Source organism: Pedococcus sp. P2_D9 (assembly GCF_056404275.1).
The window spans coordinates 58,964-80,195 of sequence record NZ_JBFUEI010000004.1; the positions used below are offsets into that span (position 1 = coordinate 58,964).

The following is a 21,232-nucleotide window of genomic DNA, read 5'->3' on the forward strand; positions in this document are numbered from 1 at the left end:
TCATGGCGGACAGCATACGAGCGGGGTCTGGCCGACCTCGTCGTCGCCACCCGGGCCGAGGGTGCCGGCGGCTATGCTGCATTGCCCCTGCTCCCCTCGAGGAAGAACCGCATGCCCGACGCGCCTCGCGGCGACTGGTGCCTTCGATGAAGTCCTGGCGCGCCCTCCTGCGCACCGCGGTCGGCAGCGGTCTCTCGTCCGGTCCGTTCCTTCCGGGATGGCTGGCCATGACCCGGGTGCTGGTCGTCGTCGCCCTCACCGTGGGCTACCTCGCGAGGCGCCCCCACGACGTCGTGGTCTGGTGGCCGGTGGCCGTCATCCTCCTCAGCACCGCCGGTGAGACGCTGGCCCGTCGGCTGCTCCCGACTCCCCGGGCGGTCCAGCTGCCGGGCTACGCCGACCCCGACGTGTCGTGGGTGAGTGGCGTCGTCCCGGCCGCCCTCTCCGCGCTGCTCCTGCTGGCGCTGGCCGTCGCTGCGCGCTGGTCGCCCGGCGTGGTGGCGGTGGCCGCCGCCGTCCAGGCAGCCGTGCTGCTGGCTGCCGGGCTGCAGCTGGTGGCTGCGTATGCCGGGCGGCGGGCCCGGGGCGCAGCCGTGCGTGAGGCGCTGGCTGCCTACGCACCCGAGTTCGTCCTCTACACCGCCCGTCGGGGCGGCGCCTACCAGCTGGACATGTGGCTGCCGCACCTGCGCGCCCTCGATCGCCGGTTCGTGGTCGCGACCCGCGACCCGGTGGCCCTGGCGGCGCTCGGGGGAGTGGCGGAGGTGCCTGTGCTCGCCTGCCCCGCCTGGCGTGACCTCGACAACGTCGTCGTGCCGAGCCTGCGAGCGGCCTTCTACGTCAACAGCGTCGCGGCCAACGCCGACTTCGTCACCTACCGCCAGCTCACCCACGTCTACCTGGGGCACGGGGAGTCCGACAAGGCCCTGTCACACCACCCCGCGCACGCGATGTACGACCGGATCTTCGTCTCGGGCCAGGCCGCCATCGAGCGGTACGCGCGGCACGGCGTCCAGGTGCCCGCCGGCAAGTTCGTGGTCGTGGGCAGCCCCCAGTCGGCCGCCGTCCTGCGCGCCCAGCGGCCGGTCGCGGAGCTCGCAGCGCCGACGATCCTCTACGCGCCGACGTGGCAGGGCTACAACGACGACTCGTCGTACTCGTCTCTGCGACAGGGAGTCCGGCTCGTCACGAGCCTGCTGCGCCGACCGGGCGCCGTCGTCTTCCGGCCCCATCCGTTCTCGCGCTCGCGTCCCGCCGAGGCCGTCCTCGTCAGCGCGATCGAGCAGTTGCTCCTCGAGGACGCCCGCGTGACCGGAAGGTCCCACGTGGTCGGGCTCGACGAACCGTTCGCCGCGTCGGCCAACCGCGCCGACGTCATGGTGGCCGACCTGTCCAGCGTGGTGACCGAGTTCCTCGCCGCGGACAAGCCGTTGGCGATCATCGCCGACGCCGACCTCTCGACCTTCAGGCAGCGCAACCCGGTCGCCGACGCGGCATACCTGGTGGCCTCCGATCTCGCCAACCTCGACGAGGTGCTCGCGGAACTGCTCGGGGCTGATCCGCTGAAGCAGGAGCGCGCCGCCGTGCGCGCCCGCTACGTGGGCGCTGACGGGGACCGCGCGTTCGGCGAGGCGGTGCTGGAAATCCTCGACCGAGCCCAGCCGCCTGCCGGTCAGACACCTGCCAGCCGGTAGGGTCGCGTCCGTGACAGAGTTGCGCACGGTGGCCGTGGTCCTCGCGGGTGGAGTCGGCAGCAGGGTCGGGCTCAGCATCCCCAAACAGCTCATCAAGATCGCCGGTCGGCCGATCATCGAGCACACGATCGAGGCGCTCGACAGCAGTCCCCTCGTCGACGAGATCATCGTGATGATGACGCCCGGCCACCTCGACCCGGTCCGCGCAATCGTCGCCACCGGCGGCTACTCCAAGGTGACCCAGATCCTCGAGGGCGCCGACACCCGCAACGGCACCACGGGCCGGGCCCTGCAGGCCCTCGGCTCCGAGGAGTGCAACGTCCTGTTCCACGACGCCGTGAGGCCCCTGCTCAGCCAGCGCATCATCGCCGACTGCGTGGCCGCCCTGAAGACCCACGAAGCGGTCGACACCGCCATCCCCTCGGCGGACACGATCATCTCCGTCACCGACGAGAGCGAGATCAGCGACGTCCTCAAGCGCTCGGAGCTGCGTCGCGGCCAGACGCCCCAGGGTTTCCGCCGGTCGGTGATCTCCCGGGCCTACGAGCTGGCGTCCCGCGACCCGAACTTCGCGGCGACGGATGACTGCACCGTCGTGCTGCGGTACCTCCCCGATGTGCCCATCGCCGTCGTGGCGGGCGACGAGCGCAACATGAAGGTCACCGAGCCGATCGACGTCTACCTCGCCGACAAGCTCTTCCAGCTCACCAGCCACGACCTGCCCGAGGACCACACCGACGACGAGTTCGGTGAGGTGCTGCGCGGCAAGACGATGGTCGTCTTCGGGGGCAGCTACGGCATCGGCGCCGACATCGTGACCCTGGCCGAGCGCTTCGGGGCCACGGTGCGTTCGTTCAGCCGCTCCGGCACCCGCACCCACGTGGAGCGCAGGGCCGACGTCGTGGCTGCACGCCAGAAGGTCCTCGAGGAAACCGGCCGCGTGGACTTCGTGGTCAACACCGCTGGGGTCCTCCCGCGGGGGACCCTGGAGGAGACGACGGAGGAGACGATCTACGCGGCCACCGAGGTCAACTACATCGCACCGATCCTGATCGCCCAGGAGTTCTACCCCTACCTGCGCGAGGCGGGGGGAGCCCTGCTCCTGTTCACCTCCAGCTCCTACACCCGCGGTCGTTCGGGTTACAGCCTCTATTCCTCGGCCAAGGCCGCCACGGTCAACCTGACCCAGGCGCTGTCGGACGAGTGGGCCTCCAGTGGCGTCCGGGTCAACTGCGTCAACCCTGAGCGCACCGGAACTCCCATGCGCACCAAGGCCTTCGGTCAGGAGCCGGCAGACAGCCTCCTCGACTCCGAGACCGTCGCGAGGGCTGCCCTCCGAGTGCTGGTGTCCGAGCTGACCGGTCACGTCATCGACATCCGTCGCGCCGACCCGTTCTCGACCCACGAGCTGACGTCGGCCCTGGCTGACGACATGCACCAGACAGAACCGCATGACGAGATGCCCGAGAACGCCGAGTCGGCCAGCGGTAGCGACCGCTCCTAGGGCACGAACCCGTTGCAACGAGAGGGAGTCCAGTGTCGGTAAAGGTGAGCGTGGTCGTGCCGGTCTACAACCCGGGACCGTACATCGACCCCTGTATCGAGTCCCTGCTCGGACAGACCCTGCCCGCCGAGGAGCTCGAGCTCATCTTCGTCGACGACGGTTCGACCGACGACTCCCTGGCGAAACTGCGTGGCGTCGCTGCCAAGCACCCTCAGGTGACGGTGATCCCGATCCCCAACTCGGGCTGGCCGGGGAAGCCTCGGAACATCGGGGCGGACCAGGCCAAGGGCGACTACGTCATGTTCGTGGACCAGGACGACACGATGGAGCCCGAAGCCCTCGAGCGGATGCACACCCTGGCTGCGGCCCACGGCGCCGACGTCGTGCTGGGCAAGGTCATCAGTGACTTCCGGGGGGTCAACCACGAGGTCTACCGCACCCATCGCCCGTCCTGCACCGTGTTCGACGCACCCCTCATGGAGAGCCTCACCCCGCACAAGATGTTCCGCGCGGAGTTCCTGCGCGAGAAGGGGATCCGCTACCCCGAGGGCGCCCGGCGCCTCGAGGACCAGCTCTACATGGCGAAGGCCTACTTCCAGGCCAAGGCGGCGACCATCGTCGGCGACTACGTCTGCTACCGCTACCTGCGCCGACCCGACGGCGGCAACGCCGGCTCGAAGCGCTTCGACCCGGCCATCTACTACGCCAACCTCCGCGAGGTGCTCGACGTCGTCGACGCGCACACCGAGCCCGGCGAGGAGCGCGACCACTTCTACCGCCGCTTCCTGCGCGTCGAGCTGCTCGGTCGCCTGGGCGGCGGCAAGGTTCTCAAGCACCCCGAGGACTTCTTCGAGGCGCTGCTGCGAGAGGTCCGTGCCCTGCTCGAGGAGCGTTTCCCGCTCACGGTCGACCAGGGCATGGGCGCCGCCATGCGCGTGCGGGCCGGCATCGTCCGCGGTGGAGACCGGGAGCAGATCCTCGCCCTCGCGCGTGAGTACAACGCCGTCAAGGCGCTCGCGGTCCTCACCGGTATGCGCACGGTCGGCTCCACCTTCGAGGTGGACGTCGAGGTGCGACTGACCCATCGGGGCAGTCCGCTCGTCCTCGAGTCCCGCGACGGAAAGCTCTACCTGCCCAGGGCTGTGGTCGGCGACGCCGCCACCGACGAGGAGCGGCGCGTCGACGACCAGGTCGACGCGGCATACGGCGACGTCGTCCTGCGCCACCGCGACCTGCGTGACGAGTGGTTCCTGCCCGCCCCACTGGAGGTCTCCCTGGAGCCGAGTGGGAGCGGCAAGCAGGTGGTGTGGCGGGGGACCGCGACGGTCGACCCCGCGACCGCCGCGGGTGGCTCGCCGCTGCGCTCCGGCAAGCAGGACTTCTACCTCCGGCTCGGCTGCTTCGGGTGGGCCCGGCAGCAGCGGATGGGCGCAGACCGCCGCGACGGACTCCGGGTGCCGGACCTGTTCGTGGAGCCGGGTGGACGGCTCGTCGAGCGGTTTGACACCGACCCGCACCGCAACCTCAGCCTCAACGTCGGCATCCCCAAGGACCGCGCGCGGACCCTGCTCGCCAAGTCCGCCGTGCGGTCGGCCTCACGCACCACCGTCGAGATCGCCCCCAACGTCCATCTCGCCGGGGCCAGCGGCCAGGGGAGTCTGGGGCTGCGTCGCGCCGATGGCCACCGCACCTCGTGGAAGGTCGCCACGGAGGGTGGTCCCACCTGGGTGGCCACCGCTCCGGAGGGTGACCAGCTGCGCCCAGGCACGTACGAGCTGACCCTGTCGGCGCCGGGACCGTGGGGTGCCGTGCGACTGCTCGAGGTGGTCGTGGTCTCGCCGCTCGGAGTCAGCACCCGCAGGGCCACCGCGGGACCGACCACGGTCGAGCGCCTGACCCGCTTGGCCGCCCGCGCCCGCCGATCTCTCAAGCGCTGACGCGGCCCTCAGCCGTTGACCCCGCCCTTCAGGCGGTGACCCGGCCCTTCAGGCGGTGACCCGGCCCTTCAGGCGGTGACTCGGCCCCACGCGGCAACGGCTTCGTCGAAGGCTCGGTCGAAGCGCGCCACCGGGTCGCCCGTCTGGTCACCCAGCAGGTACGCCGCGGTCGTGGCGCGGACTGCGCTGAGCGAGTCGACGTCGCGGGCGTCCCGGACCTGCTCGGCGATGTCGCTGCCGTCGCCGCTGAGGATGTAGGCACCGCCGGCCGAGGGGAACTCGAGCCGGAAGCGGTCGTCCGAAGCGGTGCCGAAGCGGGTCACGACGTACGGCTTGCCCGAGGCCAGGAAGTCCGTGATGACGCTCGAGATGTCACTGACCAGCAGGTCGGCGCGGTTGAAGGCCTGGTAGAGGCCTTCCGAGCCGGTGACGACCTCGTGCGGGGCCCCGGCGGCGGTCACCAGGTCCTTGAGCGCCTCGACCTCGTCGCCGAAGGCCGGGTCGTCGGTGCCGGTGCCGGGGTGCGGCTTGAACAGCACGCGGACGCCAGGCATGGCCAGCAGCGTCTCGAGGATGACCCGGCCCTGGCTGAGGATCGAGGAGTACTCCCACTGGGCGAAGAATCCCTCACGGGTGGGCGCGTAGAGCACGGTGTACTCCCAGGTGCTGTCGCCGTCGTCGCCGTGGTGGTCCTCGGCGAGGGGCGCGGCGACTCGGCGGATCTCCGCCAGCTGCGGACGCCCGATCTCCCGCACCTGCTCGTCGCGCACGCCGACGTCGGCCACTCGATACCGGTCGCGGGCAGCGGGCCCACTCACCCACGCCTCGTCGAAGATCCTCGTGAGGACCGTGGCGCTGCCGCCCTTGTCGCTGTCGCCGTGGCCGACGAAGACGTCGACGATGCCGGGCAGACGGAGCAGGTGGTTGTTCGTGGCGACGTTCGACGGGTAGAGGGCGATGCGCACGGACGACGGCACGACTCGCTCGATGTCACCTGGGCGGCTGACCATGATGACGGGGAGCGTCTCGGTCGCCACAAGGGGCTCGTTGTAGGGCTCTCGCACGATGATCACGACCTTGCGGTCGATGCGCTCGAGGGTCGGAACCCACACGTTCGCGATGTAGCCGACGGCTTCGGGGCGGCTGTAGTAGAACACTGCCTCCGGTGCGGACTCGCGCAGTGCGGCGGCGAGCAGGTCGACCGTCTTCTCGTGGGGCGTGTCCCGGCGTGCCCGCAAGGCGTCGACCAGCGCGAACGACACGAACAGCCCGCAGATCAGGACGGCCACGGATGCGGCGACGCGCGTGGCGCCGACAGGACCCCCACCGAGCGGGACCAGTACCCCGACCACCAGGGCCAGGGTGGCCCCTGAGATCCAGCGCTGGGCCTCCGCGAGCAGGCGCGGTGCCAGGGGTGGATGTCGGACGACACCAGGCACGTCGAAGTTGCGCCAGGTGACGGGGGACAGGCGGTGGCCGACGGCATCGGCGACCAGCACCTGCATGGCGAGCCGTGCCAGCCAGGTCACGATGAGGGTGGTCGCGACGACCACGAAGCCTCCGTCGTCGCTGCGGAGCGCTGTCACGGCAAGCCCCCCGAGGAGCAGTCCACGCAGCCCGGTGCGAACGGACAGGCCGGCGCCGAACCCCTCCAGCGCCTCCGCCACGTCGTCACGCTCGCGCACCAGCATCTCGCCCGCGAGACCGACGAGCGTGCCTGCGGCGAACAGCGCCGCGGCGACGCGGGGGAACGCCTCGGCGACCGGCAGGGCCAGCACGAGCAGGGCGAACCCTGTCCCGAGCATGCCGATGACTGGCAGGTACTTCCTCACGCGTCCTCCTCCTGCGCCGCGGCCTGGGCCGCCGCCACTGTCCGTGCGAGGGCCTCCTCGCTGCGCTGACAGGCGCGAGTCACCTCGTCGGTGAACCGGGCAATGGGATCGCTGACGGGGTCGCCGAGGAAGTACGTGGCGAGCTCGAGACGGCGCGGGCGCAGGCTGTCCGCCCCGGCGGCGTCCTCGATCGCGGCGACCACGGAGGTCGGGTCGAGGGTGACGACCCCGCCTCCAGCCGTGCTGGGGAACTCCCGGCGGAAGTCTGCCAGGGGGATGTTCTTCGGGTTGGTGACCAGGTAGGGCTTGCGCGACGCGAGGAAGTCGGCGACGACGCTGGAGATGTCGGCGATGAGCACGTCGGCGTCGTTGAAGGCCCGGTACAGGGCATCGGGTTCGGTTCCCACGACCTCGTGCGGACCCGCGCCGGACAGTCGGCGCTCGATGTCGGCGCGGGCCGTCGCGGCGGCGTCGAGTCGGGTGCCCGTCGCGGGATGGGCCTTGAACAGCACCCGGATGTCACGGTCGGACTGCAGCAGGGCATCGACCAGGGCCACGCCCATCGGCGCGACCGACGAGTAGTTGACTCCCTCGAAGTTGCCCTCCCACGTGGGGGCGTAGAGGACGGTGAGTGGGGAGGCGCCGCGGGCACCGTCAGGGACCGCCTGGATCTTGGCCAGCTGCGGTCGCCCGACCGTGACCAGCTGCTCGGCGCGGACGCCCTCGCCGCGCTGGAGGTAGCGGTCACGCGCTGCCGCACCCGCGACCCAGATCTCGTCGAAGACCCGGTGCAGCGGGCTGTAGGTCACCGACTTGTCGCCGTCGCCGTGGTTGATGAAGACGTGCCGCAGCCCCCGCAACCGGATCATGTGGTTGTTCTTGATGACGGTCGTCGGGTAGAGCGCCACCCGCATCGACGGCAGCTGGAAGGCTTCGACGTCCTGGGCCCGGGGCAGCACGAGGACGGGGGTGCGGGTCGGCAGCAGCGCATCGAGGTGAAGGCTCTCGCGGATGAAGATGACCGTCGGTTGCTCGATGCGGTCGATGGTCTCGAGCCACACGTTGAGCTGGTAGGTCGTGTCGGGGCCGCCGCTGAAGTAGACGACCACCTCGGGCGCCAGCTCCTGCAGGGCGGCGAAGACGCCTGACCGTTCCTGGGCCGGCGTGGCGAGCCGACCGACCAGGCGACGCCGCGCCAGCGCCCGCAGCACCACGAACGCCGCTCCTCCCACCACGAGCACGAAGGCTGCCCAGACGGGCCACGCCGCCCCGAGCGTCCACGACAGCCAGAGTCCGACGACGAGCGGCACGTCCACGTGGAGCGCGAACTGGGCACCTTCCACCGGCCCCAGGCTGGGCAGCGTGGGAGGCAGGATCTCGGGGCCGCTGTCGGCGCCGCCGACGTCCAGCCCGCGCCACCACACCCGACCGCGCCGGCGCCGCCGGTTGCGCGCCCCGATGATGCGGTATGCCGTGTGGGCGCCGTGGACGACCGCCACCCCTGCCAGCGCGACGGTCACCTCGAGGGCCGAGGGGCTGCGCACCATCGCCCAGCCGAGGAGCGCTGCGCCCTCCCGGAGCAGGTGCCGGTTGACGGGTGCCATCTCGCGGTCGTTGAACCACGTCACTGCGCGTTCGTCGACGCGGTAGAACGCGGCGTCGGCCAGGTAGTTGACGACCAGCGCGACCGCGAGCACCCAGCCCCACGCGAGGACTGCCGCCAACACCATGACGACCGCGCTCAGCACCCAGGCGAGGCTGACCTGCACGTCGGGCCTGCGCAGGGCGGAGGTCGTGCGCGTCATGGTGTCCGTTCGTCGGGGCGGTCGGGTGTCGGGGCGGCGCTGGACGGTGTCCCCAGCGCTGCGCCGAGGATACCGGGGTCGCAGGCCGCCCCTTCGAGGCGGCGTGACTCAAGGGGCCGCGCGGTGTGGCGTACCCTCGGTCGTCGGATCGCACGCGAGATGATGCGAACGAATCGTGCCGGCACCCCCGCATCCACGACAGGCAGGACACATGAGGATCATCACGCGCACCCAGGCGATCCTGGCCAGGCGCAGCGTGCTGTGGACCCTTGTCATCCGCGACCTGCGTGTGCGGTACTCGCGCAGCGTCCTGGGTTACCTCTGGACCATCCTCGATCCGCTGTTGATGTCGCTGATCTACTTCCTCGTCTTCGTCTACATCTTCAAGCGCAAGGACCTCGGTCACGAGCCGTACTTCCTCTTCCTGGTCGTCGGGCTCTTGTCGTGGCAGTGGTTCTCGGGCTCGCTCACGGACACGTCGCGCTCCCTCATCCAGGAGGCGAAGCTGGTGCGGTCCACCAACCTGCCGCGCGAGATGTGGGTGCTCCGCGTGGTGCTGTCCAAGGGGATCGAGTACCTGCTGTCCTTGCCGGTGCTGCTCTTCTTCCTCGTCGTGTACATGGTCAAGGGCGACGTCCACCTCAACGGCTGGCTGGTGCTGTTCCCGGTCGGCATCGTCATCCAGGCAGTGGCGCTCATCGGCATCGGCCTGATCCTGGCTCCGGTGACCGCCCTGGTGACCGATACCCAGCGCGTCATCCGCATCGTCATCCGGATGCTCTTCTACGCCACCCCCGTGATCTATGCCAGCCGCCTGGTGCCCAAGCCGTACGACATGATCACCTGGCTCAACCCCATGACCGGAATCCTGGAGATCATGCGGGCCGGTCTGTTCGCGCACGACAAGCACCCCATCGTGTGGGAAGCCGTCGGGGTGTCCGCGGTGATGTCGGTCATCCTCCTGTTCGTCGGGGTCTCGGTCTTCGGCCGACTTGAGCGCGCCGTCCTCAAGGAGATCTGATGGTTGATCCAGTGATCTCCGTGCACGACCTCGGGATCGAGTTCTACCGGTCCCGTCGGCGGCGGATGCAGCTGCGCGAGATGCTCTTCCACGGTCGCAGCGGAGCCGCCAAGGAAACCTTCTGGGCACTGCGCAACGTCAGCTTCGACATCCAGGCCGGTGAGGCCGTGGGACTCGTGGGCGGCAATGGCGGCGGCAAGAGCACGTTGCTCAAGATGATCGCCGGTGTCCTGCTCCCTGATGAGGGTTCGGTCACCGTCCGTGGTGGTGTCGCGCCCCTGATCGAGCTGACGGGTGGCTTTGTCGGCGAGCTGTCCGCCCGCGACAACATCTACCTCACCGCTGGTCTGCACGGCCTGTCCAAGTCCGACGTCGAGGCACGCTTCGACGACATCGTCGACTTCGCCGGCCCTGAGGTGCGCGATGGCCTGGACACGCCGTACCGGCACTTCTCCTCGGGCATGAAGGTGCGCCTCGGGTTCGCCGTCGTCACGACCCTCGACGAACCCATCGTGCTGGTCGACGAGGTCCTCGCGGTGGGTGACCGGGCCTTTCGCGAGAAGTGCTACCAGCGCATGGAGTCGCTGCTGGCCGACGGTCGCACGCTGTTCCTCGTCTCCCACTCGGAGGGCGACCTCAAGCGGTTCAGCACCAGGGGTCTCTACCTCAAGCGCGGCGAGCTGCTCATGGACGGGCCGATGCTCGACGTGCTCGACCGCTACAACCACGACCTGGACGCCGGGGCGTGAGCCGTACCTCGCCTCCCTCGGTCGGCGACGACGCAGCCCGCAGCGTCCACGGTTACTCGGCCGGCGCCCTGGCTGTCCTCCTCGGTCCGGGGACTGGAGAAGGTGTCGCGGAAGTCTTTGCGGCACTGGGGATCTCGGCTCCGGTTCGGGTGGCGGAGGCCACCCTGGCAGCACAGTTCGAGACGCTGGCCGATGTGCTGGGACAGGCCGACGACGGGCCCGCCGTCATCGCGGCGGCCGATCTCGAGATCTCCTGGGTCGCGTTGCTCGACCTCCTCGACAGGCCCGGAGTGCACACGGCCGCACTGGTTGCCGACCCCCTTGCGCTCGTCGAGGGCGTCGACGTCGTGACCCCCGGCCGCGTCGGCCGCGACGGCAAGCTGGTCGAGTCTGTCGGCACGTCGTCGCACATCGCGGGCAACCCCACCTCCGCGCTTCCCGGAATCGTGCGCGTCGCGGCCGCCGACCGGTCACGGGCGGCTGCGCTGCTCCGGGACGCCGCACCGTCGGCCGAGCCGAGCTGGGGCGCAGACCGGGTTGCCGCGGTCACCCTCGTGCTCGTCCGCGGCGGCCTCGCCGTGCAGGCGGGTGCGCTGGGCCCCTTCGACTGGGCGCGCACCGGCGTGCGTGCGAACGGTGCAGCGGGCGACCCGTGGCGCCAGCGGCTGCGTGGTGCGTCTCGCGGTGGCGACGGCTTCTTCTCCACGTTCGCGGTGCGGCCGCTGTCCCGGCGCCTCACCGGGGTGGGCCTCGGCATGGGCTGGACACCCAACGTCGTCACGGTCGTGTCGCTGGCCTTCGGGATCCTCGCGGCGCTCCTCGTCGCCACCGGCGCCCGGTGGGCGTGGGTCCTTGCCGCGGTCCTGCTGCTGGTGGCCCTCGTGGTCGACTGTGTGGACGGTGAGATCGCCCGGTTCACGAGGCGGTTCAGCCCGCTCGGAGCCTTCCTCGATGCCGTCGGCGACAGGGTCAAGGAGTACGCCGTGCTGGCGGCGGTCGCGTCGGTCGCGGTGCGGCAGGGGGCCGACGGCTGGCCCGTTGCCCTGGCCGCGATGGCGGTGGTCACGCTCCGACACCTCGAGGACTACGCCTACGAGGACAGGCTTCGTGGTTCGCGGCGCAGCAGCGCAGATGTCCTCCCTGTCACGTCAGCCCACGACCTTTCGCCGCAGGGGGCGCGGACGACCTTCGCCGGGCCGCCCACGGGCCGCACGCAGGCGGTGCACTGGGCGAAGAAGGTCGTGCACATGCCCATTGCCGAGCGCTACCTCCTCATCTCCCTCACGTTGCTGACCGGCCGTCCGATGCTGGTGCTGTGGTCGCTGCTCATCGCGGTCGGCATCGCCGTCGCCTGGACCCAGGGTGGACGGCTCGCCGCCGTCCTCGCGCGCCGGGACCCGACCTGGTCGCTGGCCGAGCGGGCCACGGTGAGGGGTCGCCTCGACGAGCAGCTCGACCTCGGTCCGATCGCCGTCCTCCTGGGCAGGCTGTGGCGGGCCCCTTTCGCGGTGGGAGTGCTGGGTGCCACCGTCCTGGTCGTCGCGGTGCCGCTCCTGCTCTGGGCCGACAGGGTCGGCAGTGCGGCGACTGTGGCGCTCCTCGGCGGTGCCCTCGTGGCCTGTGGCTGGCAGCCGCCGGTCCACCACCCGTTGGCCTGGCAGGCACCAGCCGCACTGTGGGCGGCCGAGGTCCTGGTCGTCGGCGTGCTCGTGCACCACACGCTGGGCGAGCAGACCGCAGCCGGCTTCGCCTACCTCGCCGCGGTGGCCTACCACCGCTACGACGTGGTCTACCGGCTGCGGGACACGGGAACCGCCCCGGCTGGCTGGCTGGCGCGGGTCGGTCTGGGTACCGATGGCCGACTGGTCGTGCTCCTCGTGGTCGCCGCGGTTGCACCCGCAGTCGTGGTTCCGATGTTGTGGGTGGCGGCCGCGGCCCTCTTCGCCACCTACGTCACCGAGTCGTTCTTCGGCTGGCGTCGCTGGATCGGTGCCCAGGAGGATCCGCTGCGTGGTGGGATCCCGACATGAGCCAGCTCGCCCACGACCCCACGGACAACCGGCCGACGATGGCCGAGCTGCGTGCCGTGGCCCAGCCTCCGGAGCACATCGCGCGCTACAACGCGGAGCACTGGTCCGGCGCCCTGTACATCCGGCACCTCTCGATCTACGCCACCAGGGCGATGCTGCCGACCGGGATCACGCCGAACGGCGTCACCTGGCTGATGATCGTGGTGGGGGTGCTGGGCGCCCTGGCCCTGCCCCTGGGCGGACTGGTCGGGCCGCTGCTCTGCGTCCTCGCGATGCAGCTGCAGATCCTGCTCGACTGCAGCGACGGCGAGGTGGCTCGATGGCGACAGCGGTTCTCCCCAGCCGGCATCTACCTGGACCGGGTCGGGCACTACCTCACGGAGGCCTCGATCCCGGTGGCCCTGGGCCTGCGCGCCGACGGCTGGTCGCTGTCAGATCCGCTCGACGTCAGTGGCTGGACCGTCCTGGGTCTGCTCGTCGCGGTCCTCGTCCTGCTGAACAAGGCCTTCACCGATCTCGTGCACGTGGCCCGTGCCAAGACCGGCCGTCCCATGCTCGAGGACGTCGCCACCACGACCCGGTCCAAGGTCTCGGGTGTGGCTGCGGTCCGTCGGGCCATGGGGTACCTGCCGATCTTCCGCGCCTTCGTCGCGGTCGAGGCCTCGCTCCTGGCCCTCGTCGCCGGCCTCGTGGACGTCACGCGGGGCGATCTGGTCGGCACGCAGGTCCTGGTGGCCGTCATGGTTCCACTGGCGATCATCACGGCCGGGGGTCATCTCCTGGGAGTCCTCACCAGCTCGCGGCTCGACTGAGGTCTGCGGTGTCGCCATGAATTCCACTGGTACGCAAGGGGTTCAAGTACTCCAGTGGGCCCAGGAGGACGGCGAGGTCGGTGGCGTGCTCACCAGCCACCGCCAGCTCTCGCGACAGCTGAGCGCTGCCGGCCATCGGGTGCGCTACGTCGACACCGGGTCGACGGCGCGTGCCGCGGCTGCCCTCCCGCACCTGTGGCGGCGACGTTCCCTGCACCTGTTCCACATCACCAGGCTGTGGCGCGCGATCGTCCTCGGACCACTGTTCGCCGTGCTCCCGGGACGCACCGTGCTGGTGCTCCACTCCGGTTCGGTCGGCGGTCAGCTCGATGCCATGCGCCCCTCGGAGGCGCGGCTGCTGAGGCTCGTCCTGCGCGCCTACGACGAGATCTGGGCTGTCAACGACGAGATCGGCCGACGCCTTCCGGCGTCCCTGGCCCGTCGGGTCAGGGTGGTGGCACCGTTCGCCGCGGAGCCAGTGGCCGCCGGTGAGGGCGACGCGCAGGCCCCGGCTCGCGACCCCCACCTACTGACCGTGGCGACCAATGCCGGGCTTGCGCACTACCGTGCCGAGCTGGCCGTCGACGCCGTGGCGCTGGTCCGTGAGGTCTGGCCCGATGCCCGCCTCCGCATCCTGGCCTACGGTCACGACGGGCCCGAGCTGGCTGCCCTGCGTGCCCGTCTCGTCGGGCGGCCCTGGGTCGAGCTGAGCTTCGACTCCTCGCCGGACGAGGTCCACGGGGTGCTGCGCCGCACTGGGGTGTTCCTGCGCCCGACAGCCTGGGACGGAGACTCGGTCGTCGTGCGCGAGGCCCTCGCGGCCGGTGCCCGAGTCGTTGCCACGGACTCCTCGCCCCGACCAGCCGGTGTGGAGCTGAGCGGCTCGGACGCGACGGGGGTTGCCGCGGCGGTGCTGCACGGAGGTCGGGTCAGCGACGGCGCCGGGCTGGCGGCCACGACACTGCTCGACGCCGCTCAGGCGGCGATGACGCGGTTGCGCGTTCGTCAGGCTTCGTCGGTGGGCTGACCGGGCGTGCCACGACCACCCTCGGGGGGTTGCGGGAAGTCCCGTTGGGTCTCGTCCAGGGCCAGGCGTCGTGCGAGCCGGGTGTAGCGCGACTCGAACTCGCGGAACCGCAGGTACGTGGTCACGGTGAAGCTGAGGAAGGCGACGACGAGCGCGTAGAGCACCATGTCCGTGCCGCGTCCGACCCCCGCCACCCGGGCGATCTTGTTCCACAGGTCGGGGAACAGGATGGAGACGACGGCGAAGGCGGCGAAGAGCAGGAGCCCCAGTCGCCGCACGGCCTGGGCGCGGGCACCGCGCGAGCGGAACAGCCGCGCGGCCACCGCCAGGACCACGAGGATCAGCACGATCTGGATCAGCACGATCTTCATGTCAGAGGCTCCTGGTCGGCAGGCTCATCGGAGAATCAGCTCGGCGAGGATGTTCACGGCGTTCCACAGTGACTGCCCCTTGGCGCGGGAGTAGTCGGTGTAGAGGATGTGCACCGGGCTCTCGGCGTAGCGCACGTCGAGGGCGCCGATCTGCTGGACCAGCTCCGAGGCGTGCGCCATGCGGTTCTGGGTGATCTCGATGCGCTCGACCACGTCGCGCGACAGGACGCGAAGGCCGTTGTGGGCATCCGTGAGTCGCGTGTGCGTGGTGAGGTTGGTGTAGCCCACCGCCATGCGCAGGACGAGCTTCTTCAGGGCGCCGGCATCGGTGCGGTTGTCGAGGAACCGCGACCCGAACACGACGTCGAGCCCTTCGCCGCGGGCCTTGTCGAGCATCTCCACCACGTCGGAGGTCTGGTGCTGCCCGTCGGCGTCGAAGGTGACCACCCAGCGCATGCCCGGGACGCTGCGCGCATACTCGAAGCCCGTCTGGAGGGCCGCTCCCTGGCCGAGGTTGACGGGGTGTCGCACGACGACAGCCCCGGCCGCGGCGGCCTCCTGAGCACTGTTGTCCTTGGACCCGTCGTCGACGCACACGACGTTCGGAAAGGTCTCACGGGCATGACGGACCACGTCCCCGATGACCTGCGCCTCGTTGAAGAGGGGGACCACGAGCCAGACGTCATCATTCTCCATCGCAGCACAGCGTATCGGCTCGGCTGACCACCCGATCCAACGCCACGCTGCTGTGCCGCCGGTCCGGCGCGGGTGGCTGGCTGCGTGCCCTGGGCACCGTTGCCGATAGCCTCGTCGACATGGAGTCCCAGAACCATTTCTACGGTCACAGCGCGGGCCTGGCCGCCTACCTGAACCGTGCCCGGCCGAGCCACATCAACGGGCTGGTCCAGCATGGATGGACGGCCGTGTCGCCGGTCGGATCGCACTTCAGGGACTTCCCGAACCTGCACGGTGACGGTCGCCGCAAGCTTCTGGTCTGGTCCCACTCGTCACGAGCCTGGTCGCCTTCGGACGAGACCCATGAGACGACGGCCATCGGGGCGCAGTTCGCCTACCTCGCTGCCGCTGCGGGCCCGACACCGGAGCCGCGGCAGGAGCACGACCGCGTCGTGCTCATGCCCCTGCACGGCATTCAGACCCAGCGGGTCCGCGGCGACCACGCGGGCCTGGCACGGATGTGGCGCGAGAAGGAGGGGCCCGCGACGGCCTGCCTGTATGCCGCCGACGCACAGGACCCGGAGATCGTCTCCGCCTACCGGGCTGCGGGGCACCGCATCGTGATGCTCGGGGAACGTCTCGACCCTGCCTTCCTGTGGCGGGTGTGGACCATGCTCGGCCGAGCCGATCGGGTGGTCTCGAACCGACTCTCGACCCCTGTCCTGTATGCGGCTCACCTCGGTGCCGACATCGCGATCTATGGCGACGGGCTTCGGGTCGACGGCGAGCAGACGACGACGGCCAACGAGTACCGGCGGGTCTGGCCCGAGCTCTACGGAGAGCACCTGGACCGCGCTGCCGCCAAGGCACTGTCCGAGCTCGAGCTCGGAGTCCAGCACCTGAGGTCGCCGCAGGAGCTCGAGCACATCCTGGGATGGGATGGCTCCACCGCGGTGGCCGCAGTCGAGTACTGGACCACGTCTCCGGCGCAACGAGCCATCATCAACCTGCGCAGGCGCGCGGCGCCCGCGACGCCGGTGGCCGACACCCATGAGCCCATGCGCTTCAGCGCGTGGCTGCGGGCCGCCACCAGCTACCTGCCCGGACGCATGCCGACGTCGATCCCGGCTCCGGGGGAAACGCGCGAACCGATCACCGTCGCCTGACGACCTCCGCCCGGAACGGGCGCCTTCCGCCCATGACGCCGCGTCGCGTCCTGCCACCGGCGTGGCCAGGCACGCTCGCCCGAGCGTCAGGAGGTGAACGCGCGGCGGAAGACGAGCAGGCTGAGTCCCACCGTGCCGGCGGTGAGAACGAGCCGGGCGATCATGGCCGCGCCCGTGGTCGGCAGGACGGCGCCGAGCGCGCACAGGGCGAAACCGAGCAGAGTGGGAGTCACGAGCACCCGGTAGTGCCAGCGGGTGCTCGAGACCATCCGCGCCAGCACTCCCGTGCCGAGGGCCATGAGGGAGTAAGTGACCGGCATACCCACGCCGATCCCCGACAAGCCGAAGGCCTGGGCGCCCACCCAGGCGGCCAGGGTCCCCACGACGAGGCTGAACGGCGTCACGAAGGCCAAGCCGCCGATCCGACCGGAGACGAAGACCAGGTGCACGTTGCACAGGTAGGGAACCGAGAGAACCGTTCCCGCCGCCACCACGCCCACGGCGGCCGTCAGTGCTCCGGGGTCGTAGGAGGGCGGCGCGACCATCGCGAGGAGGAACGGTGCAGCGCATGCGACGAACCCCGCGGCCAGGGCGGTCAGGAAGGCGATGTTCTGGCCGGTGTGCTCGAGGACGTCTGCCCGGTCACTCTCCTGTGCCCGGTAGACGATGGGGGCCCAGGCGTTGTTGAGCGAAGCGGAGACGATGCCGGGCGCGGAACCGATGAGCACCGCCAGCTGCAGTCGACCCGCCTGCGTACTGTCGAACACGCGTCCCGCCACCAGCACGAGTGCGCCGCTGGCCAGGAAGATCGCGACCTGGTGCGGCACCGTGGGCAGTCCGATGCGCAGGGCTCGCCGGGTGTCACCCTTCTCGTGATGCAGGTGTCCGTCGCGGACAGCGATCGCGAGCCCGACCAGGCCCGACACCACGAGGCCCAGGGCCAGCCCCGTGATGTAGGCCTCCGCCGTCCGGGCGACCAGCCGCACCAGCAGCAGGCCGAGCACGGGCCCGCCCAGGGCACTCGTGAGGGACAAGGACACGAACAGGCCAGGGCGGTCGATGACGCGCAGATAGGACTGCACGTTGACCACCGTCGCGAAGCCCGCAGAGGCGGCCAGCGCGAGCGCCAGGACGGCCGGTTCCTGCAGGGCGAAGGCGTGGTGGGCCCAGGGGGCCGCGGCGGCCCCGATCCCGCACAGGACCGCTGAGGCGAGGGCGCCCCTGAGCAGGAGGCTTCGCGCACCTTCGATGCCGGTGCGCTCGAGTATGCCGTGCCTCATGATTGCGGCGGCGAGGCCGAGGCCGGCGACGATCATCCCCACCTGGATGATGACCAGTGCGGTGGCGACCGCGCCGTAGGCCTGAGAGCCCACGCTGCGCGTGACGGCCGGAGTGACCACGGCATTGCTCAGGATCGGGGCCGCTGCGCCGACCGTGTAGATCAGTCCCCGGCCCAGAACGCTCCGCGACGCGTCGGCGCCGGGGGAGCGGATCTCTGCCTCCCAGGCCGGCTCAGACACAGTGGGACCCCCGTGGTGAGTTGGGCGTGGAAGGGGGGTGGCTCATCAGTGCTCCGGTTCGCATGGGCGTCGAGTCGAACTGCAGCCCTGGGCAGCCCAGCGCCGGCGCCAGCAGCCTAGGCGACGTTGCACACCGCAGCCGCGTCAGGCGGACTGGGGGTTGCGGGTGGGTAACGATCTGTGGTGCCAGTGGGGAAGTTGGTGCGTTTGTGTGGCATTGCGCCTGCCTTTGGTGCACCGTGTGAGGACTGTAAATCCCTCTGACGTCTGAGAGCCCCTGCCGTGTTGACCGCGAAGACACGCCGGACCACCGTCACGCCCGCCGCGCTCCTGGCCATCTTCTCGACCGTCGCGGCCGCGCCCCTGATGACCCCGGGCCTCACTGGCCTCGTCGACCTCGGACGCCACCCCACGCCGCACCAGGTCAGGGCCACCACGCAGGTGCACTCCCTCCGGGTGGCACCACGCAGTGCGCTGGAGCGGGCGCAGTCCGCCCCAGGCGCCCGCTCGAGCTTCGACGACAGCAGTGCGGTGCCCGGCCCTGGTGACCCTCGTGACGCCGGTAGCACTGGAGGCGCGGGCGAGCTGGCCAGGGCCACGGCTGGCGGCCTGAGCGACCCTGCCGCAGTGCACTCGGGTCTGGCGGTCGCCGGCGTGACCTGGCGGCCCGGCGATCTCGCGAGGGGCGACCACGTCGAGCTCCGGGTACAGCGCGAAGGAGTGTGGGGGGCCTGGGAAGAGGTGCATGCCGAGGCGGACCACGGTCCCGACCCGGGCACGGCCGAGGCCGCACGCGGGCTCCGGGCCGGCAGCGACCCGTTCGTGGTTCAGGGCGACCAGGTGCAGGCGCGCGTGCTCAGCTCGGACGCCACCGTCCCCACGAGCCTGTCCCTGACGGTCGTCGACCCGGGCACGTCCGATGCGGACGCCAGCGTGGGAAGCACTCCGGCGGGTGGGGCCGTTGCGGCGACAGCCAAGCCGACCATCTACACGCGGGCACAGTGGGGAGCCGACGAGTCGATCCGTCAGGGGAGCCCCGGGTACTCCCAGGCGCACGTCGCCTTCGTGCACCACACGGCTGGCTCCAACAGCTACTCGCAGGCGCAGGTCCCGGCGATCATCCGGGGTATCTACGCCTACCACGTGAAGGGCAACGGCTGGTCCGACATCGGCTACAACTTCCTCGTCGACAAGTTCGGTCGGACCTGGGAGGGCCGCTACGGCGGGGTGGACAAGGCCGTCATCGGTGCCCACACGTTGGGGTACAACTCCTGGTCCTTCGGCACCAGCGTCATCGGGGACTACAACACCGTCGCGGTGCCCCCCGCCGTGACCACGGCACTCACGAACGTCATCGCCTGGAAGATGTCTCTCGACGGTATGCCGGCCACGGGCACCGTGTTCGCCAAGGACAAGTACTTCAACCGCATCTCCGGGCACCGCGACGCGGTCAGTACCGAGTGTCCGGGCGCCAAGCTGTATGCCCTGCTCCCCACCCTTCGCAGGAACGTTGCCGCTCGCATGGGGAGCCTTGCGACCACGAGGCTGTCGCGAGACGTCGACCGGGCGGGGCAGGCTGACCTGTTGACGCACGCGTCGGCGGTGACTGGGGCGGCACTTGGCTCGGTGACGCTGCTGACCTCGGCCACCACGAACCCGTTCACCTCCCAGCGCACCCTGGGCAGCAGCTGGAACACCGTGCGGCTCGCGACCCTGTCGCCCGACTTCACGGGAGACGGCCGGCCCGACATCGTGGCCCAGTACCCCGGGGCCGGCAACCTGCGCATCTACAGCGGCGATGGCCGTGGCGGGATCGCGAGGATGACCTCCACCGGCAGCGGCTGGAACTCCGTCCGGTCGCTGATCGCGGCCGGCGACCAGAACGGCGACGGCCACGCGGACCTCATGGCCATCAGCAGCACGGGGCAGCTGGTGCTCTACCCGGGGACCGGGAAGGGCACCTTCACTGCGCGTACGGTCGTGGCCACTGGGTGGGGTGCCTACCGCTACGTCAGCGGCGCCGGCGACGTCACGGGTGACGGTCACCCTGACCTCCTCGCCGTGCGTGTCAGCGACGGCGCCCTCGTCCTGGCACCGGGAGACGGTCGCGGACACCTCGGCACGCTCGAGCGGCTGGCCGCCGGGTGGGGCGGCTTGACCGCTGTCTTCGCGGCGGGCGATCTCGACGGCGACGGGCACGGCGACATCTTCGGCCGCGAGCCGAGTGGTGCGATGCGGGTGTACTACGGCGACGGGAGCAATCCCTCCGCGCGGTGGAACCGGTGGGGCAGCGGATGGAACAGCATGGCGCAGATGACCAGCGGCGTGGACTTCACCGGCGATGGCCACCCGGACCTCCTCGGTGTCGCCACCACGGTCTCCAACGGCAGCCTGCGCGTCTACCCCGGTACCGGCCTCAGGGACCTCCGCGTGGCCTCGACCTTCGAGGCCCCGACCGGAACGGACCTTGTCCAGCTGGTGGGTGACGTCAACGGCGACGGCTACGTCGACGCCGTGGTCCGGGTGGGCGACGCGCTGCAGGCGCTGCCCGGCCGAAGCGGCGGAGGGTTCGGTGCGCCGGTCATGGTCGGTGCCCGGGGGTGGGCGGCGATGCGTCAGATCGTCGCAGCGGGCGACCAGGACTACGACGGAATCCCTGACGTCCTGGTCATCACGAAAGCCGGGCTCACCCTGCGGTACTCGTTCAAGCGCGACTTCACCATGCCGCGGGTCGAGGAGCTCGGACAGGGCTGGGGGGACGTCGTGAGCCTCGCAGGAGTCGGCGCCTTCAATGCCGACGCGAACGGCGATGTCGTCGCCCTCCGCTCGGACGGCACGCTCCAGCTCTTCCGCGGTTCGGGCCCCAACCCCCTGTTCGACTTCACTGTGCTGCGGTCCGGTCAGACGGATCTGACCCAGATCCTCGGCGTGGGCGACTACAACGGGGACGGCGCAGCAGACATCATGGCGGCGGGGAGCTCCGGGCGACTGTGGCTCTATGCAGGCAGAGGCGATGGCACGCTGCATGCCGGACGGATGCCGCTCTCGGGCGGCCTTGGCGCAGGACAGGAACTGGGGTGACCATGGAA

Annotated in this window: 15 protein-coding genes; 10 read left to right on the forward strand and 5 right to left on the reverse strand. The window is 70.6% G+C overall.

Annotated features, from left to right (window positions below; genetic code table 11):
* Positions 1-146 precede the first annotated feature (146 nt).
* Genes AC1DXJ_RS07765 through AC1DXJ_RS07775 form a run of 3 tightly spaced genes read left to right on the forward strand, consistent with a single transcriptional unit; the run spans position 147 to position 5,135 of the window.
* Positions 147-1,694 carry a CDP-glycerol glycerophosphotransferase family protein gene (locus AC1DXJ_RS07765; protein ID WP_477614955.1) on the forward strand — a complete coding sequence of 516 codons (1,548 nt, stop codon included), beginning with the start codon at positions 147-149 and terminating at the stop codon, positions 1,692-1,694.
* A 10-nt stretch (positions 1,695-1,704) separates the two neighbouring features.
* On the forward strand, positions 1,705-3,198 hold the full coding sequence (locus AC1DXJ_RS07770; protein ID WP_477614956.1) for an SDR family NAD(P)-dependent oxidoreductase: 1,494 nt from the start codon (positions 1,705-1,707) through the stop codon (positions 3,196-3,198).
* A 44-nt stretch (positions 3,199-3,242) separates the two neighbouring features.
* A complete protein-coding gene (locus AC1DXJ_RS07775) occupies positions 3,243-5,135 on the forward strand; it encodes a glycosyltransferase family 2 protein (RefSeq protein WP_477636749.1) in 1,893 nt (630 codons plus the stop codon).
* A gap of 68 nt (positions 5,136-5,203) precedes the next feature.
* On the opposite strand, the gene AC1DXJ_RS07780 is transcribed toward AC1DXJ_RS07775, so the two are convergent.
* Entirely contained in the window at positions 5,204-6,967 is a 1,764-nt protein-coding gene (locus AC1DXJ_RS07780; RefSeq protein WP_477636750.1) for a CDP-glycerol glycerophosphotransferase family protein, read from the reverse strand.
* Positions 6,964-8,772, reverse strand: a complete 1,809-nt coding sequence (locus AC1DXJ_RS07785; RefSeq protein WP_477636751.1) for a CDP-glycerol glycerophosphotransferase family protein — start codon at positions 8,770-8,772, stop codon at positions 6,964-6,966. Before AC1DXJ_RS07785 ends, AC1DXJ_RS07780 begins: the two co-directional genes overlap by 4 nt.
* A 211-nt stretch (positions 8,773-8,983) precedes the next feature.
* On the opposite strand from AC1DXJ_RS07785, the gene AC1DXJ_RS07790 reads away from it, so the two are divergent.
* From AC1DXJ_RS07790 to AC1DXJ_RS07810, 5 genes are read left to right on the forward strand one after another with little or no spacing between them, the layout of a single operon-like run.
* On the forward strand, positions 8,984-9,793 hold the full coding sequence (locus AC1DXJ_RS07790) for an ABC transporter permease (RefSeq protein ID WP_477636752.1): 810 nt from the start codon (positions 8,984-8,986) through the stop codon (positions 9,791-9,793).
* Complete coding sequence (locus AC1DXJ_RS07795) at positions 9,793-10,542, forward strand: ABC transporter ATP-binding protein (protein WP_477636753.1); 750 nt, start codon at positions 9,793-9,795, stop codon at positions 10,540-10,542. The genes AC1DXJ_RS07790 and AC1DXJ_RS07795 overlap by 1 nt, the downstream gene beginning before the upstream one ends.
* Positions 10,539-12,572 carry a DUF5941 domain-containing protein gene (locus tag AC1DXJ_RS07800; RefSeq protein WP_477636754.1) on the forward strand — a complete coding sequence of 678 codons (2,034 nt, stop codon included), beginning with the start codon at positions 10,539-10,541 and terminating at the stop codon, positions 12,570-12,572. The genes AC1DXJ_RS07795 and AC1DXJ_RS07800 overlap by 4 nt, the downstream gene beginning before the upstream one ends.
* The gene (locus AC1DXJ_RS07805; protein ID WP_477636755.1) at positions 12,569-13,384 is read left to right on the forward strand and encodes a CDP-alcohol phosphatidyltransferase family protein; all 816 of its coding nucleotides are present in this window, start codon (positions 12,569-12,571) and stop codon (positions 13,382-13,384) included. Before AC1DXJ_RS07800 ends, AC1DXJ_RS07805 begins: the two co-directional genes overlap by 4 nt.
* A 16-nt stretch (positions 13,385-13,400) precedes the next feature.
* A complete protein-coding gene (locus AC1DXJ_RS07810; RefSeq protein ID WP_477636756.1) occupies positions 13,401-14,411 on the forward strand; it encodes a glycosyltransferase in 1,011 nt (336 codons plus the stop codon).
* On the opposite strand, the gene AC1DXJ_RS07815 is transcribed toward AC1DXJ_RS07810, so the two are convergent.
* Both AC1DXJ_RS07815 and AC1DXJ_RS07820 read right to left on the reverse strand, forming a co-directional pair.
* Positions 14,390-14,782: a DUF2304 family protein gene (locus AC1DXJ_RS07815; protein WP_477636757.1), complete on the reverse strand. Its 393-nt coding sequence runs from the start codon at positions 14,780-14,782 to the stop codon at positions 14,390-14,392. The genes AC1DXJ_RS07810 and AC1DXJ_RS07815 overlap by 22 nt on opposite strands.
* Before the next feature lie 24 nt (positions 14,783-14,806).
* A complete protein-coding gene (locus tag AC1DXJ_RS07820; protein ID WP_477614966.1) occupies positions 14,807-15,478 on the reverse strand; it encodes a glycosyltransferase family 2 protein in 672 nt (223 codons plus the stop codon).
* A 119-nt stretch (positions 15,479-15,597) separates the two neighbouring features.
* Between AC1DXJ_RS07820 and AC1DXJ_RS07825 the strand changes: the two genes are divergently transcribed.
* Positions 15,598-16,623 carry a hypothetical protein gene (locus AC1DXJ_RS07825; protein WP_477614967.1) on the forward strand — a complete coding sequence of 342 codons (1,026 nt, stop codon included), beginning with the start codon at positions 15,598-15,600 and terminating at the stop codon, positions 16,621-16,623.
* An 86-nt stretch (positions 16,624-16,709) separates the two neighbouring features.
* On the opposite strand, the gene AC1DXJ_RS07830 is transcribed toward AC1DXJ_RS07825, so the two are convergent.
* Positions 16,710-18,143: a lipopolysaccharide biosynthesis protein gene (locus AC1DXJ_RS07830; protein ID WP_477636758.1), complete on the reverse strand. Its 1,434-nt coding sequence runs from the start codon at positions 18,141-18,143 to the stop codon at positions 16,710-16,712.
* Between the two features lie 285 nt (positions 18,144-18,428).
* Here AC1DXJ_RS07830 and AC1DXJ_RS07835 point away from each other — a divergent pair, with 285 nt between their 5' ends.
* Entirely contained in the window at positions 18,429-21,224 is a 2,796-nt protein-coding gene (locus tag AC1DXJ_RS07835) for an FG-GAP-like repeat-containing protein (protein WP_477636759.1), read from the forward strand.
* Positions 21,225-21,232: the final 8 nt, after the last annotated feature.